Here is a 19,390-nt window from a genome sequence, read left to right on the forward strand (position 1 = left end):
CAAGGCGGAACTCCTGTCGGGCGGGAGATGCCCCGAATTTCGACGACTGTTCAGAAATTGTCGGCCGTTCGTCCACTGATTCCGGATATATCCAGTTACTTCGTTCGCCGTAACCAGCAAGGATTAGTGGTTGCTCTAAATATTCACCAGTGAACATGGACAATCCGACAGCGATACTTTCGAGAGGTGGACGCGATGGGCAGTGACCTGGTTCCCGGCGAAGTCGAGCCGGGTGCGGGACCGATCACGATCAACGAGGGTCGCGAGACGGCCACGGTGTCAGTCGCGAACACGGGCGACCGGCCCGTGCAGGTCGGCTCGCACTTCCATTTCTTCGAGGTGAACCGGGCGCTCGCGTTCGACCGCGAGACGGCGTTCGGGATGCGCCTGGACGTGCCGGCGGGGACCGCGGTCCGGTTCGAGCCGGGCGACGAACGCGAGGTCGACCTCGTGGCCTACGGCGGGAAACAGCGCGTCACCGGCCACAACGGACTGACGGACGGGGCGACAAGCGACGGCGGGGCCGGCGATGCACTGACCCGGGCACGGGAGCGCGGGTTCGCCGATACGGGCAGCGAGTCCGAGGCCGAGACGAGTGAGTCCGACACGGAGGCGACGGAATGAGAGACGTTTCCAGACGGCAGTACACGGACCTGTACGGCCCGACGGAGGGCTCGCGGGTTCGGCTCGGTGACACCGAACTGTTCGCCGAGGTTACGGAGGATCTGGGGACGCCCGGCGACGAGGCGGTCTTCGGCGGGGGGAAGACGCTCCGTGACGGCATGGGGATGGCCAGCGGCGTCACGGCCGCGGAGGGCGCACTGGACTGGGTGCTGACGAACGCGGTCGTGATCGATCCCGTCCTCGGCATCGTCTCGGCCGACGTGGGGATCAAAGATGGAGCCATCGCCGGCGTCGGGAAGGCGGGCAACCCGGACACGATGGACGGCGTGGACATGGTGGTCGGCCCGGCGACGGACGTGTACAACGCCGAGGGGATGATCGCCACCCCCGGCGGCCTCGACATTCACATCCACTTCAACAGCGAGAACCTGTACGAACACGCCCTCACGTCGGGCATCACGACGATGATCGGCGGCGGGTACGGTGGCGGCGCGACCACCTGCACGACCGGCCCGACGAACATCGAGCGCTTCCTGCAGGCGGTCGACGAGTGGCCCGTCAACGTCGGGTTCTATGGGAAGGGCAACGCCAGCGACCCCGAGCCCCTCCGTGAGCAGGTCGAAGCCGGAGTTTGCGGCCTGAAGATGCACGAGGACTGGGGGTCGACACCGGACGTGATCGACACCTGCCTCTCGGTGGCCGAGGAGATGGACGTGCAGACCGCCATCCACACGGACACGCTCAACGAGTCCGGATTCGTCGAAGACACCTTCGACGCCATCGACGGCCGGACGATGCACATGTTCCACATCGAGGGAGCCGGCGGCGGCCACGCCCCGGACATCATCGAACTCGTCGGGGAACCCAACGCGCTCCCCTCGTCGACGAACCCCTCGATGCCGTTCACCGAGAACACCGTCGACGAACACCTGGACATGGTGATGGTCTGTCACCACCTCGACGACGACGTGCCCGAGGACGTGGCCTTCGCGGAGTCACGCATCCGCGCGGAGACGCTGGCCGCCGAAGACGTGCTCCACGACATGGGCGCGGTGTCGATTATGACCTCCGACTCGATGGCGATGGGCCGGATGGCCGAGGTCATCGCCCGCACCTGGCAGACCGCGGACAAGATGAAGCGCCAGCGCGGTCCCCTGCCCGGCGACGAGGGGACGGACAACGACAACCAGCGGATTCTTCGGTACGTCGCCAAGTACACGATCAACCCGGCGATCACGGCGGGCATCGACGAGTACGTCGGCTCGCTGGAACCGGGCAAAGTGGCGGACGTGGCGCTGTGGGACCCCGCGTTCTTCGGCATCAAGCCCTCGATGGTGTTCAAGAGCGGTTTCCCGGTGATGTCGAGCATGGGCGAGGCCAACGGCTCGCTGATGACCTGCGAGCCCATCGTCCAGCGCGAGCGTGCGGGGGCCGTCGGGAAGGCCAAACACGAACTCTCGCTCTCGTTCGTCAGCGAAGCCGCCGCCGAGCGCGGCGTCGGCGAGGAGTACGGCCTCGACAGCCGGGTCGTCCCGATCTCGGGCACGCGGACGGTCGCCAAGTCCGACATGGTACGCAACGACTACTGCCCGGACGACATCGAGGTCGACCCCGAGACGTTCGAGGTCACCGTCGACGACGACGTGATCAGCTGTGAACCCGCCGAAGAAATTCCGCTGACCCAGCGGTATATGCTCTAACGATGAAACTCACACCCAAAGAACGCGAACGGCTGACGATCTTCATGGCCGCAGAGCTCGCACGACGCCGCCGGGAGCGCGGCGTGAAGCTGAACCACCCCGAATCCGTCGCGCTCATCTCGGACTGGGCCTGTGAACGCGCCCGCGAGGGGATGGGCGTCGCCGAGATCCGCTCGGCGGCACAGACCCTGCTCACCGAGGCGGACGTGATGGACGGCGTCCCGGAGATGATCGACACGGTCCAGGTCGAACCGACCTTCCCCGACGGGACCAAACTCGTGACGATCCACGACCCGATCCGGTTCGAGACGGCCGAACAGGCAGAGGAGATGGGACTGGCCGGTAACAGTGAGGGGAACGCATGAGCCGACAGGTCGCAACCGTCGGCATCGGCGGACCGGTCGGCTCCGGGAAGACCTCGCTGGTCCGGGCGCTGGTCCCGCGACTGCGCGAGGACGGCCTGCAGGTCGGCGTCATCGCCAACGACATCCTGACACAGGAGGACGCGGACGTGCTCCGGGAGTCGTTCGCCGGCCAGATCCCGCCGGAACTGGTCGCCGGCGTCGAGACCGGGGCCTGCCCCCACACCGGCATCCGGGAGGACCCGTCGATGAACTTAGAACAGATCGACCGGTTCCTGGAGATCGAGCCCGACCTCGATCTCGTCTTGCTGGAGAGCGGCGGGGACAACCTCGCGGCCACGTTCAACCCGGAACTGGCCGACTACTTCCTCTACGTCATCTCGACGGCCGAAGGCGACGACATCCCACGCAAGCGTGGTCCGGGCGTCACCGAGGCCGATCTGCTGGTGATCAACAAGACCGATCTGGCACCCCACGTCGGCGCGGACCTGGACCTGATGCTCGACGACGCCACCGAGGTCCGGGACGGCCCGGTCGTCACGACCAACTGCAAGACCGAGGACGGGATCGACGACGTGGCCGAGGCGATCCAGGGCCAGGTGTTGTTCGCCTGAGATGGCAGCCGAGAGCCCACAGGACGCCTTCGAGGCGTTCGCGACCGAACGGCTCCCCCCAGCGGCCGACGGTGCAGTCGGCAAGGAAGGTCGCCTGGACGCGGCGTTCGCCGCCGTCGACGGGGAGACGCGGCTGGTCCAGGACTACGCGACGGTCCCCTTCCACCTGACCGGCGGGCTGGACCACGACGAGGCCCTGCCCGGCCTCGAAACGGTCTACCTCCAGTCGCCGACCGGCGCGGTCGCGCAGGGGGACCGCCACGACCTCTCGGTGACCGTCGGCGAGGGTGCACAGGCCCACGTCACGACCGGGAACGCGACGAAAGTCCACGGCATGGACCGCAACTACGGCCGCGTAGACGTGGACCTGACGGTCGCCGATGACGGCTATCTGGAGTACCTGCCCGAGCCGACGATCCTGCACGCCGACGCCCGCTACCGTGGCGAGACGACGCTCTCGGTGGCAGAGACTGCGAGCGCCATCGTCGGCGAGGTCGTCGTGCCGGGTCGACTGGCACGCGAGGAGGCCTTCGAGTTCGAGCGCGCGTACACGCGCCTGCAGGCACGCGACCCCGACGGATTGCTGTTCGAGGACGCGACCGACCTGCACCCGGCCGAGCGCGACCCGCGGCGGCCGGGCGTCATGGGCGACCACGACGTGCTGGGGACGCTGTACGTCGTCGGCGACGCCGCGTCCGATCCCCTCCACGAACGGGTCGCCGATGCGACGACCGCCCGTGCCGGGGCGACTGCGCTCCCGAACGACGCGGGCGTGATGGTCCGCGCGCTGGGCGACCGGGCGGCGGTCTCGGGCGCGCTCGACGCCGCGTGGGACGAGGCCCGCCGGACACTCGTCGGTGCCCCGGCACCGGCACGGAGGAAGGACTGATGCTAGTCACCGAATCGGTCCTCGGGAACGTCGAGGACGACGCCGACCTGCGGGCGGCGGTCGACGACCGGCCGGCCGAGGAAATCGAGCGGGTCGTGCTGGACGAGCGCGAGCGACGCCGGTCGCGGATCCGGACGACGACGGACGCGGGCACCGAGATCGGCGTCGTGGTCGAGGACGAGCGCGGCCTGGCACCTGGGGACGTACTGGTGGACGACGACGAGCGGGTCGTCCTCGTGGAGTTCGCCGACCGCGAGGCGCTGGTCGTCGCTCTCGACGGTGGCGACGCCGCGGCGATGGCCCAGGCGGCCGAGCTGGGCCACGCCATCGGCAACCGCCACCGGGATCTGGCGGTCAGGGACGGCGAGGTCCTGATCGCGCTCGACGCGGACGGCGACCGGACCGTCGAAGAAGTCACGGCGATGGCTCCCGAGGGCACCGAGACCCGACGAGAGCTGGTCGATCCCACGCTGTTCGACGGGACTGGTACCACCGACCACGATCACGACCACGGCCCGGACAGCCACACGCACGAGCCGGGTATCCGGACCCTCGACGCGTCGGGTCCTACGGGAGGAGCAGAGCGATGAGCGACGACTTCCCGGTCGCGGCGCTGCAGTTCGCGGACTCGTTTCTCCCAGCGGGGTCGTTCACGACCTCCTACGGCGTCGAGCAGTTCGTGGCTGCCGAGGAGATCGAGGACGCCACGGACCTGCAGACACTCGTGGAGACGTATCTCGACCGGCAGATCGGGCCCTGTGACATGGTGGTCGTCGCGGCGGCTCACGGTGCGGCGAGCGTCGGCGATCACGACGAACTGCGCCGGATCGACCGGCGGTGCTCGGCGGTGCAGTTGCCCGCGGAGTTCCGCGAGAGTTCGACCCGGACCGGCGGGCAGTTGTGCTCGCTGGTGGCCGACACCGAGGACGATCCGTTCCTGTCGGCCTACGGCAGGACCGTCGAGAGCGGGGACGCGCCGGGCAACTACGCGGCCGTCCTCGGCGCGGTGGCCGCCCGCACCGGGATGACCGCGCGCCAGGCGGCCATGGTCCAGGGGTACTCGTTCGTCACCGACCTCGTGGCGGCGGCCCAGCGCGTCCTCCGAATCGGTCACACCGAGGTGCAGCGAATCGTCACCGAGAGCCGCCCCGCCATCGTCACCGCGTGGGAGGCGAACGCGGATCGAACCGTCGACGAGTTGAGCCCGTTCGCACCGCTGATCGACGTGCTGTCGGCGGAACACGAGCGGGCTGAACGCCGACTGTTCCTCAGTTGAGCCGTACCCCGGTGTTCCGGTCTGCGCCAAGAACTAAACGTTCGTGTTTTATCACCCGAATAGACGGACATTAAGACACAAATATGCCGTAATATTCGTTCGAGTTCGACGAATACCCACCCATCTGTGACCGGACGCTGTATCAGTATAAATCATGAAGGTTTATACTACTGGAGGTCGCAGAGTGAAACGAAGACGACGGAGCCTACTATGACCCGGCCTCGATCCAACGAAATCGATCCGATGGTGCCCGAGCTCGCAGCCGCGACCGACCGGACCGACGGCGGGAGCCGCGTAGCGTCCGACGGGGGCGTGGCTCGTGCGGCGGAGACGGATGCGCCGCTGGTGCCCGACCTCACCTGATCGCGTGGTGGACTCTTTTCGGTCGTCGCTGGCGGAGGGCAGCGGCGCGACCGGACTGGTCGTGCACGATTGCGACTCGCAAGCACAACCTTTGATTACCCGGTTGCTGTAGCTCAGTATATGGAGTCTGATCGGAACGACGACGGAGACGGGGGGCCGATCCGGACGACCTGGGACCCGGACGATCCGGATTCGCTGACCGGGACGGTCGTCAACGCGGTCGCCGAAGCGCGCGGTGTCGACGGGATGGAACTCTCGGAGTTGCTCAACGACGTCCTCGACCCGGACGCGCTCGCTCGCGTGCTCGCGTCGGGGACCGGAACGGTTACCGTCACGTTCACACTGGACGGACAGTCGGTGACGGTCGACAGCGACGGCACTGTCATCGTCGAACCGCGCGAGGAGTGAGCGCGGGCGAGTCGAACCCTGTTTTCCGCGACGATGCCCCAGCCGGCGAGGCGCGCCACCGTCGGGATCGGAGCGGTCGTCTCGAAAACCGTATACCGCCGGCCCGCACTCCAGAGGGTATGGGACTGCTGGATCGGCTGGGAGCCGGCGACGGGCCAGTGCGGGTGGGCCTGTTCGTCGACGGCCCGAACGTCCTGCGCTCTGAGTTCGACGTGGACCTCGCGGACGTGCGCGCGGTCGCCGACGAGCGGGGGCGACTCGCTATCACGCGCCTGTATCTCGACGAGAACGCCACGTCCGGGCTGATCCAGGCCGCCGAGGCCAACGGTTTCGAGGTCGTCACGACCAGCGGCGACGTGGACGTGAAACTGGCCGTCGACGCGACCGCCGCGGCCGCCGAGGACGAGATCGATCTGCTGGCCATCGCCTCCAGGGACACCGACTTCAAGCCAGTCGTCGAGGCCGCCGCCCGTCGAGGGATCGAAACGTTCGCCATCGCGCCCGGCGAGTACGGCCGGTCCGACGCGCTCCGGACCGCTGCCCACGACGCCGTGACGCTGGATTAGCCCGTCGGCAGGATACCCGTGATGACGCCGGCTGATTCGAGGACGACCCAGACGACGAAGACGACGTAGGCCAGCAGGAGGCTGTACGATTCTAGCTGTGTCAGCGAGAGGTCGGTCCGGAGGACGGTAAAGAGGAGGATGGTCGCCAGCGTGAGGACGGCGAACATCGGGACGGCCATCGCGAAGTCGATCGAGGCCGAGCCGACGATGAGGACGCCGACGGGGATCGCAACGAGCAGGTCGAACGTGTTCGAGCCCAGCACGTTCGCGATGGAGGCGACCCCGCGGTCGTCCTTGGCCGCCCGGATGCTCACGAGTGCGTCGGGGAGACTCGTCGCCGCGGCGATGATCGTCACGCCCATGATGAACTCCGGGACGCCCAGCGTCGCCCCGATCAGGTCGACGGAGTGGACCAGTCGCTCGACGGCGATCAGGATCACCACGAGACCGGCCGCCAGAAAGCCCCACTCCTTGCGAACCGCGATGTCTTCGATCCCGTCGGTGTCGGCCACGTGGTCACCGGTGTCCTGGGCCTGGATGAAGATGTAGAGGCCGTAGAGCCCGATGGGGATCAGCGCCAGCGGGCGGGTCACGAAGCCGGCGAGTTCGGGCGCGCCCGCCGTATTGTCGGGGTAGTAGATCACCGCCAGCGCGAAGGTGATCACCAGCACCGAGACCGCGAGCATATAGAACTGCGCTTCCTTGTAGACCAGCGTCCGGTTGGCCTCGATCTCGTCGTCTTTCGCGATACCCGACAGCGCGGGGATCACGAGGATGTTGAAGATGGCCGACCCGACGATGGCCCCCACACCGAGTTCGATGGAGTCCGTCAGGATGGCGGCGAAGACGACGGAGGCCAGCTCGGGGAAACTGGAGCCGACCGCGGTGACGATGGCCCCCTGAACGACCTGCGGGAGGCCGTAGTACGTCGAGAGTTCCTCGCTGGCCTCTTCGAGCCAGCCGCTCCCGATCCAGATGCCAACGGTCGCCACGACGATGGTCCCGATGTCGACCAGTGAGACGCCGGCCTCGCTCATCGGGTGGACGGTCAAATGGCAGGCCAATAGGGCTTCCGCCGGTCGGGACGACCCCGGCAGGGAGACGCTGCGTCGTACCGGTAGAAACCTAAGAAGTTCGGAGTTCCCGCGGTCGACGTTGCCCGAGACGAACGGTTTTTGCGCCGGGCGCGACCAGAGGGCGTATGGACGACCTCGACACGCCGGTACTGGACGATCACCTGCATCTGGACCCGGTCAACGGACGCAACACGGAGGCCGTCGAGGAGTTCGCCGACCACGGCGGGACCCACCTGCTGGTCCTCAACAAACCCTCCTGGGGACTCGGCGTGGAGGTCGACGACGCCGACGATTTCCGGGAAGTGTTCGATCTCACCGCCGAGGCCGTCGAGGACGCGACGGCGGTACTGGACGGCCGGGCCTGGCCCGTGCTGGGGGTGCATCCGGCGCTGATCTCGCAGTTGCTGGACCGCGGCTACGACCCCGAGGAAGCCCGCGATCTGATGCAAGCAGGGTTAGACGTGGCCGCCGAATACGTCGCCGACGGGCCGGCGCTGGCCATCAAATCGGGGCGGCCCCACTACGATGTCGAGGACGCGGTGTGGGAGGCCTCCAACGACGTGATGAAACACGCCTTCGAACTCGGGGGCGAGGTCGGCTGTGCCGTCCAGTTGCACACGGAGGGTGGCGAGGACTTCACCGAGGTCGCCGAGTGGGCCGAGGACCGTGGTCTCCCGCGCGAGCGCGTCGTGAAACACTACTCGGGCGGCCGCATGGAAGGGCCCGTTCCGAGCGTCCTCGCCGACAAGGACGAACTCGAAGTCGCGGTCGAGCGAGCCGAGCCGTTCATGATGGAGACGGACTTCATCGACGACCCGGACCGGCCGGGCGCGGTGCTGGGACCGAAGACCGTACCGCGGCGCGTGCGCTGGCTGCTCGAGGCGGGTCACGACGAGGCGATCCGCAACGCCCACGTCGAGACGCCCGCGCGGGTGTACGGCATCGACACCGAGGCGACGCTGGAGTGAGCTCGCCGCTCGTGGCGGCATCGGCGGGACGGGTCGTAACGAAGCCGATATCGACGGATTCGAGGAGTCCAGACGGAGTCGGGCGGGGTGTGTTGACCTCGAAGTCTTTAACCCCGGCCGTACATAGGGGCAGGTATGAGCGAAAGCGACCCGCCGGGGACGTTTTACACCGAGGAGCGGTGGCAAAACTGGATCGAGCGGATCGACGAGGAAGAGATCGACCCGGAAGACGAGGACTCCGCGCGGCTCCTGCTCAACCTGCAAGACGACACGGCGATCGCCGTCGCGAAGATCATCACGGCCTACGATGACGGCCACGTCGAGGCCGAGGAGGCCCGCGAAAAGCTCGCGGACATCCGGGAGATCGTCCTCTCGGAGGTCCAGCTGGACGACGAGGAGAAACTGATGCTCGTCGACGGCGTGCAGACCTCGCTGGTCTGTGTCTTCTACGCTGCCGAGGAGTACGTCGCCGGCGGCGTCGCCGAGGACGGGACCATCGAGGAGTACATTCGCGCGGCCGCCGACGCCGAGGCCGAAGAGGACCCCGACGCGGCGCTTGGCTACTGCGCGCAGGCCGGCACCCGGATCATCGACGGCAACGAACTGTCGATGGAACTGGCCGAGGAACTGGAGTTCGGACTGGTCGCCGAGTGGGTCAACGGCCTCGACAGTCTGCAGACGGCGATGAGCGACCCCGAAGTCGTCGAAGAGGACGAGGACTGACGTTCTTTCGGCCGTCGATACGCCCCCGAGACTATTCCGAGTCGGGCCGAAAAGAACTGCCGGTAGTATGCCGGACCGCGCCCAGTCCGAAGTTATCGGCGTCGTCATCCTGATCGGCGTGGTCGTTACGGTGGTCGGGATCGTCAGCGTCGTCGTGCTCTCGAACGTCGCTCAGGAGTCCGCACCGATCGCCGATCTCCGAATCGAGGGGGACGGCACCGACCTGCAGATCACCCACATGGGCGGCGACCGACTCGTCGCCACTGACCTCGACGTCGTCGTCAGGGGCGACGAACGGACGAAGCGGTTCGCGGTCGACAGGGCCAACCTGACGAGCGACGACGGGGACGACCGCTTCGAGTTCGGAGAGTCGCTGGTCCGCGAGCACGGGTTCGGCGAGACCGACGCGCGCGTGCTGGTGATCCACCGGCCGACGAACGAGATCGTCGGAGAGGGGACCGTCCGGTTCGGCGGGTGAGGCGAGGACGGCCACGTTACGACGACTGGAACAGCCACACGAGTTTTACTCGCGGAGCCAGAAGGGTCAGGAACGTGAGCTTTCGGGACGACGAGCGCGGGCAAGCCATCCAGGTCGGAGCCGTGCTGCTGTTCGCGACGCTGATCATCGCATTTTCGACGTATCAGGCGTTCGTCGTCCCCAATCAGAACCGCGAGGTGGAGTTCAACCACAATCAAGATGTGCAGGGCGATTTGCAGGAGGTCAGAAATACCGTCGTCTCGGTTCCGGGTGGAAATACGGGGCGGTCGATCAGGGTCGATCTAGGTGCCCGGTACCCGAGCCGGTTGGTCGCGCTGAATCCAGGGCCGGCGACTGGAACGCTGAGAACTATCGGGACGAGCGACGAGCGATACAAACTGACGATCACCAACGCGACGACCACCGGTGAGACCGGCGACTACTGGAACGGTTCGAGCCACGTCTACAACACCGGCGGACTCGCGTACGCGCCGAACTACAATCTCTACGATCAGGCGCCGCGAACGATCTACGAGAACTCGGTCCTGTACAACGAGGGCCGCGATCGATCGATCACCGTCACGGATCAGCAACTGATCCGGGGGAACCGCATCACGCTGGTGACGCTGAACGGGTCGCTCGGGACGACGCGATCCGGCACGGTCTCGGTGGATCCGGAACCGCTGAGCACGTCTACCAGGACCGTCACGGTCAGCAACGACTCCCACAACGTCACGGTCCGGGTTCCGACGCGACTCTCGGCCGCCCAGTGGCGCAACCTGACGGCGGGTGAGACGAACGTCCGGGGTCTGACCGTCGACAGCGGGGCAGTCGACGGCGACTGGGGACTGCTCAAACTCGATCTCGAACCAGATACGACATACGACCTCCGGATGGCAAAAGTGGGGATGGGAACGGGGTACGACGACCCCACGGCGGAGTACATCCTGCCGGTCGCGGGCAACGAGTCGACGGTCCCGGAGGGGGGAACCCAGCGGATCACCGTCGAGGTCCGGGACGGTTATAACAACCCCGTCGAGGGCGTGGACGTAAACGCAAGCGTGTCCCTCACGGACGCGTCAGTGTCTCCGACCCAGCGCGAGACGAACGCGGAGGGGCAGGTCGTCTTCGCGTACAACGCTACGGACGTGGAGATCGATGGGGTCGCCCAGGAGACGGAACGACTGAACATCAGTTTCGACACGCCACCGGGCGGCCTCGACACCACGACCTTCGACAGACAGGCACCCGAGAACGTGACCGTCGAGTTGACGGTCCGGAACGCTGACGATAGCGGTCTCGGGGGCGGCGGCGGTGGCAGCGGGGATCTCGTTTACGACGGGAACGCCGTTGCCTACGACGGGCAGGACGGCAACTCGGTTCCCGGCGGTGTCAACGCCACGTTCATCAACGAGTTCGGGCAGGACCTGACCATCACGGACATCCGCGTCGCGCCGCAGAACGCCAACATCGACACGTTAGACGACACCGTGGGAACCAACACGCCGGCCGCACCGGGGCGCAACGAACTCTACGTGGACAGCGACGTACAGAACGGGTACGTCGACGTCGATGACGGGTTCGGATTGCCAACGACGATCGACGTTGACTCCGACGGGTTCCTGAACAACGGGAACCCCGTCGTCTCTGCCGGGTCGCCCATGACGGTCTACCTCTACGAGTTCTACGACGGTGGAACGAACGTGGACATGGGCGGCCAGACGGTCGACATCACCGTGAGTTATCGGCTGGAGAACGGGCTCTTCGGCGAGAAGACCTACTCGGTGACGCCGACTGGGAGTGGGAGCGGCGGTGGCGGAACCACTGCCGCAGAGCGGGTGGACTTCGTGACCGGCAGCCAGGATCCGGACTTTACCTTGACGGGGTCGTTAGCGTTTGATATAGAGAACACCGGCATGTCGGACGTTACTGTGGAACAGATGTCCGTCGACGTGACCAGCGCCGAAAATATCCAGACGCTCGAGGAGGGGATTGGAGTTAATCCGGAGATGGAAATCGTCGGTACGACCGACAGTGGCTCCTACAGCACCGGCTCGTACTCACTGGGCAACACTGTGACCCTCGACAACTTCGCCACTATCGACGGGAACAGCCAAGCGACCTTCGGACTCCGGTACTTCAGACGGGGAAGCAACCGTCAGAGCGTCGCTAGCGAGGATATCTCGGTTACCGTCACGTACAGCGACGGGTCGACTGATACGTTCACGTTCACCGCGTGAAGTTCACGGTTGGCGACTGATCTGTTCTGCCAGCCGGTCCTATTTCTTTCGACAGCTGTCGATAGTTTAGTCGACAATATATTATACCACGTTCCCGGAGATGGAGGTATGACAGCGGTCGGCATCGACGCCGTGGAGATCAGGACGGGGAAGCTCGAACTGGATCTGGCGGAGACCTTCGCGCCGGCGAAGGGCGAGGATCCGGGCAAGTACACGAAGGGGCTCGGCCTCCATTCGAGTTCGTTCCCGGACGCTTACGAGGACATCGTGACGATGGGGGCCAACGCGGCCCACCGTCTGATGGAACGGAAGGGGCTGGAGCCCGACGACATCGGTCGGATCGACGTGGCGACCGAGAGTGCCTTCGACAACTCAAAGCCCGTCTCGACGTACATCGCGGGCTGTCTGGAGCAGGTGTACGACGGTGACTTCCACCACGCCAACAAGGGCGAGCGGAAGTTCGCCTGCGTCGCGGGCACCCAGAGCATCGACGACGCGTACAACTGGATCCGCGCGGGGCGACACCGCGGGCGGAAAGCAATCGTCGTCGCGACGGACACGGCACTGTACGCCCGCGGCGATCCGGGCGAGGCGACCCAGGGTGCGGGTGCGGTCGCACTGTTGATCGGCGAGGACCCCAATCTGGTGGAGCTGTCCCCGGAACAGGGCTTCGGAAGCGCAGACGAGACGGACTTCCTCAAGCCGAACCAGCAGTTCCCCTCGGTCGACGGGAAGCGGTCGGTGCAGGTGTACCTCGCGCGGATGCGCGAAGCCGTCGAGGACTTCGAGTCGGTCTGGGGCGAGATCGAGCCCGGGGACTTCACACTCGTTCCGTTCCACACGCCGTTCCCAGGGATGGTCCGGAAGGCCGCGCTGCTGGGGTTCCGGCACATCACCCGGGACACCCACATCGAGGAGGAACTGGCCGCGGAGATCGGTCGCCAGCCTCGCGCCGAGGCGTTCGACGACGAGGCGGCGTTCCGTGACGCTATCAGCGAGTACACGGACAAGCTCAAAGAGACCGAGACCTACGCGGCCTGGTACGACGACGTGATCGATCCGACACTCACGATCTCCCGTGAGGTCGGGAACTGGTACACCGGCTCGGTCCACGTCGCCCGAGTCAGCGGCCTCAAGCAGGCGCTGGAGGCCGGCGAGGACCTGACCGGCGAGCGCCTGCTCGTCGGCTCGTACGGCAGTGGCGCACAGGCAGAAATTCACGCCGAGACCGTCCAGCCGGGCTGGGAGGACGAGATCGCCGAGTTGAACGTCGACGAACAGCTCGAATCGCGGTACGCCATCTCCTTCGAGGAGTACGAGCACATCCACGACGTACACAACCACGACACGGACACCCAGGCCGACGCCGAGGAGTTCACGACCCCCGACGCGGAGTTCGTCTTCGACGGCTGGGGCCGGATGGGCGAGCGGAAGTATCGCTACGTGGAGTAATTGGCATCTCGAACCTCTGTTTTCGAACCTGATAGGGTATTTTCATCGGATTAGCCCCTCAAGCGCGGTATCTCTGCCCCGTCGTTCAACTGGTCGAAAGTATTGATAACGATAAAATTAACGAGGGATTCAAATCGGATGGTGGACAACGCCGGGGTATGGCACACCCAGCGGAGAGCGCGTTCGTGGGCGCGATCATCGGCCTGATCACGGCGCTGGTCGCGTTCCCGACGCGAGTCGGACGGTTGCTCGCGCCGGCGGGCGGGGTCGTCGTCGACGGCATCCGCTGGGTCAGCGAGACACTGCCCGACTGGGCGTTCATCCTGACGGTTTTTCTCGGGACGATGATCGTCGCCGTGGTCGTCGCCTACGAGTTCGCCAGAGTCGGCTACGCGGCGGTCCGACGGGCCGGCCCACGGACGAAGCGCATCGTTCGGTTCGTCACACCGAACACGCCCATCGGGAAGGCAGCGTTCGCGTTCTGTGTCACCATCCTCTTTCTCATCGGCTCGGTGTGGGCGCTCCCGTACGTGATCGGTGACATCGGTGCGAACAGCCCGATTACCGACTCGGGTGATCTCTCGAACACGAGCGATCCGCAGGATTCGGCCGAAGAGGTGACCGATCACTACGGTCAGTTACTCGCCGACGACACCATCATAAGCGGGCAAGACGCGAGCAGTTACGATCGGCCGCGGCCCGACACCGACGGCGACCGGCTAAAAGACAGCTGGGAAGAACGCGGGCGCACGCCGGACGGGGCCAAACTCCCGAACGCAGACCCGGACCGGATGGATCTGTACGTCCAGATCAACTACGGGAGTTACACGCACCCACTCACCCAGCGGGAGAAACAGATGCTCACGGAGGTGTGGGCGGAGATGCCGGTCCGGAACCCCGACGGATCGACGGGGATCACACTTCACATCGACGACACCCGGAGCGACGGCTACGGCGGTGCCATCGGCGAGGAGATCGTCGCCGGCGGACCGGAGATTAGAGACTACTATACGGCCCGCAACCTCGGGCCGCGGCGCTGTCAATACCACCAGGTCCTCGTCGGCGAGTCCACGGGCAGTCTCGGATGGGGGAGTGCACCGGGATTCTCGAGCATCGTCGACGACCAGCCCCCCGAGTCCGACGGTGAGATCCCGGCCAGAGTTCACGTCATCACACACGAACTCCTTCACAACGTCGCGGGGAAGGTCGGCGGTCGCAAACACACCACAGAGGGATGGCTGTCCACCGCCGACGACACGTTCCTCTCGGACGCGACGGCCCAGGACCTGAACGACGGACTGGCCGGTTCGGGGTATTTCCAGCAGAACCTCTGCTAGACCACCGTCTGCCGCCTCGGGTTCGTAGCGGAGCCACGAATCACTCGGCGCAAAACCGTCTCCGGAGATCTCTGGCGCGAAGCACCGCGGATGCTGGTCGCAATACAGACCACCGCTGTCTCACGCGAACTGGAATCGGTCCGGTGGCTGTCGACCCTGGTACGGTGAGACCCGGAACGGGGCGAGGTCGGATCTACTCCGCATCGTCTGCCCGTGTCATCGCGGCCGAGTGGGAAGCTTGAGGGAGACGACGGGCGAGTGGACACGCATGAGCCCGACCGTCCACGAGATTCAGAACGCGATTCGAGAGACGACAGGTCGCTTCGAACGGGAGGTCGATGCGTCGTTCACGAAGGAGGAACTGCAGGCGATCTGTGCGGCACTCGGGGTCGCTGTCGACGACGCGGAGCGGCCGTCGACGACGCAGATGCGCCGACGAATCCGGGCGGCGGTCGGGGTCGCGGAGTCGCTGGAGGCAGCGGACGGCTCCACGTTCCGGAAAGCCGACCTCCAGGCGATCGCCGACGCGGTCGGAGCGTCCGTCGAGTCGTAATCGTAGTCCCCGAGCAGTTCCGTCAGGGCAACTCGCTCATCCCGTCGAGCATCGTCGGCAGGTCCGTCGTCGTCACGGCCAGTGAGAACCCGTCGATGCGTGCCAGTCGCGGCGCGTGCTCCCAGAGACTGTCCTCGTCAAGCCCGTGGAGGACGATGGCGTTGGGCGTCGGTGTGACGACACGCATCGCCACCAGTGGTGACTCCCCGCGCGTGACGTTCGTGAACACGAGCGCCCGGTTGGTCGACTGGCCGTAGAGCCGATAGAACTCCTCGCTGGAGAGTCGGGTGATCGCCTCGATGCTGTCGATGACGGTGTGGCCGGCGACGGTCGTCTGTGCGCCCTCGACCAGTTCCGTCGCGCCGATAGCGTCGTAGTACCGCTCGATCGGGATCGTCGCCGGGTACTCACGGAGGTCGTGGACGATCTCGCTGTCGAACCCCGCCGAGAGGACGCGGGCGTGCTGGCGGATACGCCCACCGCCGCGAGCCTCGTCGATGTCCAGCAACGCGCCGACGATGCGCTCTATGACGCCGATCCCCGGGCTCTGCCGGCGGCCGCTCTCGTAGTCCGAGATTACCGACGAGGAGACCTCCAGCGTGTCGGCCAGTTCGGTCTGGGACACGTCGAAGTCGGTCCGCCACTTTCGAAGGGTCGCCCCCGGATCGTCGCTCAGCGTGATCTCGCCGGCGATCTTCTCCGCGAGTTCCCGACGTGGCCCACGGCCCATGTCGCCAGTGGACGCACTCGAGGACTTTAAGATACCGGCACGGCGGAGCGGTCGAGCCACCGGAAGGGATTTGCCCGGACGCTCCGATGAGCCCTCATGCCATCGACGGTGGTCCATCTCGCCTTCGCGGGCATCCTCGCCGCCGCGTTGCTCGCCGACGCCTTCTCCCGCCGAAGCCTCGCCGTCGTGTTCGCCGTCGTGATCTTCGCCGATCTGGACGTGTTCGTCGGTCTCGTCGTCCCCGGTGCTCACCGCGCGGCCTTCCACACGCTCCTGCTACCCACGGTCGCCGGCGGGCTGCTGTACTACGACCGACGGCGCGACCGCCCGTGGCTCACCGCCCGCTTCGGCGAGCAGGCACCGCGTCTCGCCTGGGTGTCGCTGCTCGCGTTCACGTTCGCCGCGGTCGGACTCGACCTGTTCACCACGTGGGGGGCGAACCCGTTCTATCCCTTGCACGACCAGTTCTACTCCGTCGGCGGGACACTGGAGTACTCCACCCAGCGGGGACTCGTTCAGACGTTCGTCGAGATCGGCGGCCCCGAGCCCGGACCCCAGCGACTGGGCACGACCGACAGCTACCACGTCAACAGCGGCGTCGACCCGACCCGCGGGGCCGAACCTGAAGCCGTCGACCGCGTGTTTCCCGTCGCCCAGTCTGGCTGGCAGTTACTGCTCGTCCTCACCAGTCCCGTCGTCCTGTGGGCGCGCGCCCGTCAGGACTGAGTCGCGAAGGCGGCGACACTCCCCAGCGCACCGAGGACTGCGGGGTAAACCAGACCAGCCAGAATAGCTCCGAGGAGGAGGTCCGGCCCCACAGAGGAACCGCCCGACTGTACCTGAACCAGGAAGGCCCCGATCACCGCCAGGGGCAGGTACCCGACGACGACGGTCGCGCCGGCCGCGGCAGCGTCGCCGTAGTCCTGCTCACCGGGAATCCGACGGCCGACGGCGAGACCTGCGATGAATAGCAGTGCGACAGGCACCAGGTACAGAATCGGGGAGAACGCCTCGAACTCGGTGATCAGGTTGCCGGTGCCGCTCAGGACGGACAGATCGCCGACCGTCGAGACGAAGTGGGCGTTGTAGAACACCCATCCGACGATCTCGTAGGTCAGGTCCTCCCCACCGAATACCTGAAAGACCTGATTCACGGCCGATTCGCGAATCTCGCTCCCGACCAGCAGGTAGGTGAAGACGTATCCGAGCAGGTACGCACCCGCGCCAGCTATCGCACCAGTTCCCAGCGGCAGCCCACCGAACCGATCTGTACTCATATCTTTCGAGTCGTCACCTGCCGGAATGAGCCTTGTGGCTTCACTTTTTTCTCTCCGGGTGTGCCGAAGGCGCACCACTCTCACCAGAACACTCCGCGTTCTGGTTGGCTCACGGAGGTTTTGCTCCCGTGAACGTCGAGCGACGTGGGCGAAAAAGCCGGACGCTCGCGTCCAGTACTCATAGCCGGACACAGTGCAACCCCCGCTCCGCAACCCCTAAACGCGGTCCGTTCGTCCCTCCGTCAATGAGTGACTGGACCGAGAAATACCGCCCGTCGACGCTCTCGGAGGTCCGGGGCAACGACAAGGCCCGCGACGCCCTGCAGGAGTGGGGGCGGAGCTGGGACCAGCACGGGGAGGCGGCCATCCTGCACGGCAGTCCCGGGATCGGGAAGACCTCGGCGGCTCACGCGCTGGCAAACGATATGGGCTGGGACGTCGTCGAACTCAACGCCAGCGACTCCCGGACCAAAGACGACATCGAGCGGCTGGCCGGACGCGCCGCCAAGAACGCGACGCTTGGCGGCTCCGGCAAACAGCTCATCATCGTCGACGAGGCCGACAACTTCCACGGCAACGTCGACCGCGGCGGCTCGAAGGCAGTCACGTCCATCGTGAAGGAGGCCGGCCAGCCCGTTGTCCTGATCGCCAACGACTTCTACGAGATGTCAAACACGCTCCGGAACAACTGCCGCGAGATCGAGTTCCGGGACATCTCCGCGCGCTCGATCGTCCCCGTTCTCCGGGACGTGTGCCGCCAGGAAGACATCGAGTTCGAGCAGGAGGCGCTGGAAGCCATCGCCGAGTCCAACAGCGGCGACCTCCGGGGAGCGATCAACGACCTGCAGGCGCTCGCACAGGGCCGCACGGAACTCCGGGCCGAGGACGTAGTCACCGGCGAACGGGACCGCACCAACGGCGTCTTCGACTATCTCGACACCGTCATCAAGAAAGCCGGCGCCGAGGAAGCGCTGAAAGCGTCCTACGACGTGGACGAGACGCCCGACGACCTCATCAACTGGATCGAGGACAATATGCCCAAAGACTACGAGGGCCGGGAGCTAGCTCGTGCCTACGATTTCCTCGCCAACGCCGACCGCTGGCTCGGGCGGGTGCGGGCGACCCAGAACTACTCCTACTGGCGCTACGCCGGCGACAACATGACCGCCGGCGTCGCCGCCGCCCGGGACGGTGAGAAAGGGGGCTGGACGCGCTACGGCCCCCCGAGTTACTGGTCGAAACTCGGCCGGTCGCGAGGGACCCGCGAGAAACGCGACTACGTGGCCCGCAAGATCGCCGAGAACCTGGGCGTGAGCATGGCTACCGCCCGCCGGGAGGTCATCCCGCACCTGGCGGCGATGACCCACCACTGCAAGAACCGCGAACTCACCGTGGCGATGACCGCTCGGTACGATCTCGACGCCGAACACGTCGCCTTCGTCACTGGGTCGGGCAAGGACACCAACAAGGTTCAGGACATCGTGGCGGACGCCGAACAGCTACGGGAGGAAGCCGCTGTCGAACACTCCGGCGGTGCGTTCGAGGGCGGTCGCGCTGGCGGAGCCGATGGTGATGGGGAGAGCGAGGACGCCGCTGACGGCGACGACGGTGAAGCCGACGACGGCGACGGGCAGGCGACGCTCACCGCGAGCGCGGCATCCGACGAGAGCGAGGACGAGTCCAGCGAGGCGGAGTCGGCCGAGGAAGAGGCGGACGCGGACGACCAGCAGTCGGGGCTGGGCGAGTTCATGTAG

Annotated in this window: 22 protein-coding genes; 19 read left to right on the top strand and 3 right to left on the bottom strand. The window is 66.2% G+C overall.

Going from position 1 to position 19,390, the window contains the following annotated elements; genetic code table 11:
- Nucleotides 1-195: 195 nt before the first annotated feature.
- The 10 genes from BMX17_RS00140 to BMX17_RS00180 all read left to right on the top strand — a co-directional run bounded on the left by BMX17_RS00140 (nucleotide 196) and on the right by BMX17_RS00180 (nucleotide 6,802).
- The gene (locus BMX17_RS00140; RefSeq protein WP_092657112.1) at nucleotides 196-624 is read left to right on the top strand and encodes an urease subunit beta; all 429 of its coding nucleotides are present in this window, start codon (nucleotides 196-198) and stop codon (nucleotides 622-624) included.
- Complete coding sequence (gene ureC, locus BMX17_RS00145) at nucleotides 621-2,324, top strand: urease subunit alpha (RefSeq protein WP_092656381.1); 1,704 nt, start codon at nucleotides 621-623, stop codon at nucleotides 2,322-2,324. The genes BMX17_RS00140 and ureC overlap by 4 nt, the downstream gene beginning before the upstream one ends.
- 2 nt (nucleotides 2,325-2,326) lie before the next feature.
- A complete protein-coding gene (locus BMX17_RS00150) occupies nucleotides 2,327-2,689 on the top strand; it encodes an urease subunit gamma (RefSeq protein WP_092656383.1) in 363 nt (120 codons plus the stop codon).
- On the top strand, nucleotides 2,686-3,300 hold the full coding sequence (ureG, locus tag BMX17_RS00155; protein ID WP_092656385.1) for an urease accessory protein UreG: 615 nt from the start codon (nucleotides 2,686-2,688) through the stop codon (nucleotides 3,298-3,300). Before BMX17_RS00150 ends, ureG begins: the two co-directional genes overlap by 4 nt.
- A 1-nt stretch (nucleotide 3,301) precedes the next feature.
- Entirely contained in the window at nucleotides 3,302-4,189 is an 888-nt protein-coding gene (locus BMX17_RS00160; protein WP_092656387.1) for an urease accessory protein UreD, read from the top strand.
- Entirely contained in the window at nucleotides 4,189-4,779 is a 591-nt protein-coding gene (locus BMX17_RS00165; RefSeq protein WP_092656389.1) for an urease accessory protein UreE, read from the top strand. The genes BMX17_RS00160 and BMX17_RS00165 overlap by 1 nt, the downstream gene beginning before the upstream one ends.
- Nucleotides 4,776-5,465: an urease accessory protein UreF gene (locus BMX17_RS00170; RefSeq protein ID WP_092656391.1), complete on the top strand. Its 690-nt coding sequence runs from the start codon at nucleotides 4,776-4,778 to the stop codon at nucleotides 5,463-5,465. Before BMX17_RS00165 ends, BMX17_RS00170 begins: the two co-directional genes overlap by 4 nt.
- A 210-nt stretch (nucleotides 5,466-5,675) precedes the next feature.
- On the top strand, nucleotides 5,676-5,828 hold the full coding sequence (locus BMX17_RS25750) for a hypothetical protein (protein ID WP_170845284.1): 153 nt from the start codon (nucleotides 5,676-5,678) through the stop codon (nucleotides 5,826-5,828).
- A 120-nt stretch (nucleotides 5,829-5,948) separates the two neighbouring features.
- Nucleotides 5,949-6,236 carry a HalOD1 output domain-containing protein gene (locus BMX17_RS00175; RefSeq protein WP_092656393.1) on the top strand — a complete coding sequence of 96 codons (288 nt, stop codon included), beginning with the start codon at nucleotides 5,949-5,951 and terminating at the stop codon, nucleotides 6,234-6,236.
- Nucleotides 6,237-6,355: 119 nt separating this feature from the next.
- The gene (locus BMX17_RS00180; protein ID WP_092656395.1) at nucleotides 6,356-6,802 is read left to right on the top strand and encodes an NYN domain-containing protein; all 447 of its coding nucleotides are present in this window, start codon (nucleotides 6,356-6,358) and stop codon (nucleotides 6,800-6,802) included.
- Here BMX17_RS00180 and BMX17_RS00185 read toward each other — a convergent pair.
- Nucleotides 6,799-7,839, bottom strand: coding sequence for a sodium:calcium antiporter (locus tag BMX17_RS00185; protein ID WP_092656397.1), 1,041 nt, complete (start codon nucleotides 7,837-7,839; stop codon nucleotides 6,799-6,801). The genes BMX17_RS00180 and BMX17_RS00185 overlap by 4 nt on opposite strands.
- Nucleotides 7,840-8,003: 164 nt before the next feature.
- Here BMX17_RS00185 and BMX17_RS00190 point away from each other — a divergent pair, with 164 nt between their 5' ends.
- The 7 genes from BMX17_RS00190 to BMX17_RS00220 all read left to right on the top strand — a co-directional run bounded on the left by BMX17_RS00190 (nucleotide 8,004) and on the right by BMX17_RS00220 (nucleotide 15,629).
- Nucleotides 8,004-8,846: a TatD family hydrolase gene (locus BMX17_RS00190; RefSeq protein WP_092656399.1), complete on the top strand. Its 843-nt coding sequence runs from the start codon at nucleotides 8,004-8,006 to the stop codon at nucleotides 8,844-8,846.
- A gap of 135 nt (nucleotides 8,847-8,981) precedes the next feature.
- Nucleotides 8,982-9,569: a DUF2150 family protein gene (locus BMX17_RS00195; RefSeq protein WP_092656401.1), complete on the top strand. Its 588-nt coding sequence runs from the start codon at nucleotides 8,982-8,984 to the stop codon at nucleotides 9,567-9,569.
- A gap of 67 nt (nucleotides 9,570-9,636) precedes the next feature.
- Nucleotides 9,637-10,047, top strand: a complete 411-nt coding sequence (locus BMX17_RS00200) for a type IV pilin domain-containing protein (RefSeq protein ID WP_092656403.1) — start codon at nucleotides 9,637-9,639, stop codon at nucleotides 10,045-10,047.
- 74 nt (nucleotides 10,048-10,121) lie between these two features.
- Nucleotides 10,122-12,287 (top strand): Ig-like domain-containing protein, encoded by a 2,166-nt coding sequence (locus BMX17_RS00205; protein WP_092656405.1) that lies wholly within the window; start codon nucleotides 10,122-10,124, stop codon nucleotides 12,285-12,287.
- A gap of 108 nt (nucleotides 12,288-12,395) precedes the next feature.
- Complete coding sequence (gene hmgB, locus BMX17_RS00210; protein WP_092656407.1) at nucleotides 12,396-13,739, top strand: hydroxymethylglutaryl-CoA synthase; 1,344 nt, start codon at nucleotides 12,396-12,398, stop codon at nucleotides 13,737-13,739.
- Nucleotides 13,740-13,897: 158 nt separating this feature from the next.
- Nucleotides 13,898-15,076, top strand: a complete 1,179-nt coding sequence (locus tag BMX17_RS00215; RefSeq protein ID WP_092656409.1) for a Bax inhibitor 1 family protein — start codon at nucleotides 13,898-13,900, stop codon at nucleotides 15,074-15,076.
- Nucleotides 15,077-15,344: 268 nt separating this feature from the next.
- On the top strand, nucleotides 15,345-15,629 hold the full coding sequence (locus BMX17_RS00220) for a hypothetical protein (RefSeq protein WP_092656411.1): 285 nt from the start codon (nucleotides 15,345-15,347) through the stop codon (nucleotides 15,627-15,629).
- A 22-nt stretch (nucleotides 15,630-15,651) separates the two neighbouring features.
- Here BMX17_RS00220 and BMX17_RS00225 read toward each other — a convergent pair whose 3' ends face one another.
- The gene (locus tag BMX17_RS00225; RefSeq protein ID WP_092656413.1) at nucleotides 15,652-16,359 is read right to left on the bottom strand and encodes a helix-turn-helix domain-containing protein; all 708 of its coding nucleotides are present in this window, start codon (nucleotides 16,357-16,359) and stop codon (nucleotides 15,652-15,654) included.
- A 96-nt stretch (nucleotides 16,360-16,455) separates the two neighbouring features.
- Between BMX17_RS00225 and BMX17_RS00230 the strand changes: the two genes are divergently transcribed.
- Nucleotides 16,456-17,085 carry a metal-dependent hydrolase gene (locus BMX17_RS00230; protein ID WP_092656415.1) on the top strand — a complete coding sequence of 210 codons (630 nt, stop codon included), beginning with the start codon at nucleotides 16,456-16,458 and terminating at the stop codon, nucleotides 17,083-17,085.
- On the opposite strand, the gene BMX17_RS00235 is transcribed toward BMX17_RS00230, so the two are convergent.
- Nucleotides 17,076-17,636: a DUF7978 family protein gene (locus BMX17_RS00235; protein WP_092656417.1), complete on the bottom strand. Its 561-nt coding sequence runs from the start codon at nucleotides 17,634-17,636 to the stop codon at nucleotides 17,076-17,078. The genes BMX17_RS00230 and BMX17_RS00235 overlap by 10 nt on opposite strands.
- Nucleotides 17,637-17,881: 245 nt before the next feature.
- Between BMX17_RS00235 and BMX17_RS00240 the strand changes: the two genes are divergently transcribed.
- Entirely contained in the window at nucleotides 17,882-19,390 is a 1,509-nt protein-coding gene (locus BMX17_RS00240) for a replication factor C large subunit (RefSeq protein ID WP_092656419.1), read from the top strand.

The sequence above is a fragment of the Halorientalis persicus genome (genome assembly GCF_900110215.1).
Lineage (GTDB): Archaea > Halobacteriota > Halobacteria > Halobacteriales > Haloarculaceae > Halorientalis > Halorientalis persica.